The organism is Aurantimonas marianensis, assembly GCF_024195285.1.
GTDB classification, from domain to species: Bacteria; Pseudomonadota; Alphaproteobacteria; order Rhizobiales; family Rhizobiaceae; genus Aurantimonas; species Aurantimonas marianensis.
In genome coordinates, this window is sequence record NZ_JALHBS010000080.1 from 1 (window position 1) to 3175 (window position 3175).

Annotated in this window: 4 protein-coding genes; all 4 read right to left on the reverse strand. The window is 65.6% G+C overall.

From position 1 onward, the window contains the following. Positions 1-950 (reverse strand): CHASE3 domain-containing protein (locus tag MJ956_RS12915; RefSeq protein ID WP_253964863.1); only part of this gene is annotated, 950 nt, incomplete at its 3' end. Positions 951-1370: 420 nt separating this feature from the next. Beyond that, positions 1371-2201, reverse strand: a complete 831-nt coding sequence (gene thiD, locus MJ956_RS12920; protein WP_253964864.1) for a bifunctional hydroxymethylpyrimidine kinase/phosphomethylpyrimidine kinase — start codon at positions 2199-2201, stop codon at positions 1371-1373. Then, positions 2144-2776, reverse strand: a complete 633-nt coding sequence (locus MJ956_RS12925; RefSeq protein WP_253964865.1) for a thiamine phosphate synthase — start codon at positions 2774-2776, stop codon at positions 2144-2146. The genes thiD and MJ956_RS12925 overlap by 58 nt, the downstream gene beginning before the upstream one ends. Positions 2777-2802: 26 nt before the next feature. Continuing rightward, the coding region (locus MJ956_RS12930) for a beta/alpha barrel domain-containing protein (protein WP_479768640.1) at positions 2803-3175 on the reverse strand (373 nt) is incomplete at its 5' end.

Sequence of the window (3175 nt, forward strand, 5' to 3'; positions counted from 1 at the left end):
CGGATCGGCTCGAACTCGGCCGCCACCGGCTCGGCCATGCGCACCGTCAGATCGCCCGCCGACAGCCGCTCGAAGCCGATTTCGACCACGCCGACGAACTTGCGCAAATCCTCCGCCTTGGCATTGTCCAGCGATGCCTGCCGGTTCTTCGCCTGTTCCTGGTCGATCCGCGCCGATTCCGCCGCTTCCGCGAGCTCATCGCGCTCGATCGCCGCCTGCTTGAAGGTCTCGACCGCCGCCGCCATGGCGCCGATCTCGTCGCCGCGCCCCGCGCCCTCGACCACGACGCTCTTGTCGCCGCTCGCCAGGCGCCGCATCACGTCGGTCATGGCATTGATCGGAGACGCGATCCCCCGGGACAGCAGCCAGCCGAGACCCGCCGCCGCGATGATGAGGAAGGCCATCCCTAACAGAACAGCCAGTTCCGTATTCTGGGTCAACTGGGCTTCGAGGGCATTGGCCTCTTCGATCTGGGCCATTTTCCGATCGCGAATACCGTCCAGGGTCTCTTCGATCGGCTCGATGAATGTGTCCGCCTTGCCGGACTTGAACAGTGCCAGCGCCTGCGGATACGTCATCTCGCTACGCGCGAACTGGATGACCGGATCCGCGATTTCCGTGTGCCAGGCGCTCATCGCGACTTCGAGCGCATCCAATCGCGAGGCGATGTCGCTGTCCGCCCCGGCGAGGGCTCGTACGTTGCCGACGTCCTTCAGGAACGTCTCGTAGTGGTCCTTCGTCCGCTTGGCGAAATATTCATCCCGGGTGATCATGAACCCGCGCAGTGACCCTTCCTGCCTGGCAACATCGAAGCGCGCCGCCATGGCAGCGGATTCGATATCCATATGCTGGACTTTGGCCACGGCCGCGTCTTCGACGTTCGCCATGAACAGGAATACCGCTGTTCCCATCGCCGCGGCACCGAAGACCATGACGGCAAAGGCTGCCATGATCTTTTTCGAGATATTCAAGTCTGCGAAGCGCATTTTTCCGTCACTTTCGTACACGTTGGAACATGGCTGGATACCCAGGTTCGCAGGCGAAACCGCGCACCGGCACCCATGCCGGTCCATTCGACCGAGTCACTCTGTCGGGGAAGAGGCAGTCATTGCCGTGGAATTTCCGCCGACGATGTTCCTTGCCGGCATCCACGAACCATCGGCAAAAATGCTTACGAATTCGTTCTTGCCAACGACTGGAGTCGTGTTCCCGACGAAAATTCGGCGCAAAAACAAACTCCTGCGAAACTTGATGCAAATCTGACTTGCAAGAAAGATGGGCACTCGACGGCGGCGATCGTCATGTTTCGACGCTCGCAATCGCCTTGATTGGAGTAACGGACCGCCCTGAACCGGGGCTTGCTTCTCGGCCTATGCCTCAATCGGCATTCGCTCCATGCGCTCAAACCATGTGGTCATCTGGCTCTTCCCCCTGCGGCAAGACGCCGCAAGGGAATCACCTTGCGCCAAGGCCACGCAGATCGCGGTGGACAACATGCAGCCGCTGCCGCGCATCGCGACCGGCAGACGCTTGGAGATGAAGTGATTCGGCTCACCGTCGCCGGACTGAAACAGCCGATCGACAGCGTCGTCGCCCCGGTCGTGCCCCCCCTTGGCGAGGACAGCCTTCGTGCCGGCCGCCAGCATGATCTCCGCCTGCTCGGATAGCGCCGGGGGAGGCTCGACGCCCGCCACCGCCCTCGCCAGAATTTCAAGCTCGGGCAGATTCGGCGTCAGCAGCGTGGCAAGCGGGAGCATCCGCGCGATGAGGACGCTCATCGCGGCGGGATCGAGCAGGCGGCGGCCGGAACTCGACGCCACGACCGGATCAAGGACGACGGGAAGGGCCGGATATCGGGCCAAGAGGTCGGCGACCGTTTCGATGGCGGCGGCCGAGCCGAGCATGCCGATCTTGATGGCGCCGACCGTCCCATCCTGCAGCGCCACCCGGATCTGCTCGCGCAGGGTGTCCAATGGAACCGGATGGATGGCGGTCACCTGACGGTCGGATTGCGCCGTCACCGCCGTCAGCGCAAACCGCAGCGTGGCGCCGAGATCCTGCGCGGCGCGAATGTCGGCGGCGATGCCGGCCCCGCCGGAGGAATCCGAGCCGGCGATGGCCAGCACCACGGGCCGGCCGACGGTCACGCGCGCCCGGCCATCGCATCCACTGGAAGCCAGCGACGCGTCGACGCGATCCATTCGCGCGTCCGCGCCTCCGGGTCGGCATTTCGGGTGATGTCGGTGACGACGGCGGCGCTGTCGGCGCCGTTCGCGAACACCTCATCAAGCCGCGCGACGGTGAGGCCGCCGATCGCCACCAGCGGCAGATCGCCGATCGCCGCGCGCCAGGCGGCAAGCTTTGCCGGCGCCTGCGGCGTCCATCGCATCGCCTTGAGGATGGTCGGCCAGATCGGCCCGAGCGCGACATAGTCGGGTTCGGCGGCCAGCGCGGTTTGAAGTTCGGCTTGGTCGTGGGTCGACAGCCCAAGCTTCAGCCCGGCCCGCTTGATGGCGGTACGATCGGCGCCGGCCAGATCCTCCTGACCCAGATGAACGAAATCGCAGCCCTCCTCGATCGCCAGGCGCCAGTGGTCATTGATGACGAGCTGGCAGAAATGGGCCTCACACACGGCTTTGGCGCGGCGGATGTCGGCGCGCAATTGCCGCGCGTCCCTCTCCTTGACCCGCAGCTGCGCCAGTCTGACGCCGAGCGGCACCAGCCGCTCGATCCAGTCGGCATCGTCGACGATCAGATAGAACGGATCGAGTGCGATCCGCGAGCGCCCATCCATAGCGCCGCTCACGCAAGCAACGCCCTGCCCAGCACCGGCGTCGACGGCGCGGCCATGTCACGCGGCTCCAGCGCGCCCGCATCAAAGCCGAGTCGCCCGGCCGCGACCGCCAGCGCGAAGGCGCGCGCCATCGCGACCGGGTCGCCGGCCTTGGCGATGGCGGTGTTGAGGAGGACGCCGTCGAAGCCAAGTTCCATCGCCTCGACCGCATGCGAGGGCACGCCGAGACCGGCATCGACGATCAGCGTCACCTCCGGAAAATGCGCCCTGAGGCTGCGCAGCCCATAGCGGTTGTTGAGGCCCCTGGCCGAGCCGATGGGCGAACCCCAGGGCATGAGAACACGGCAGCCGGCTTCGACCAGGCGCTCGGCGGCAACGAGG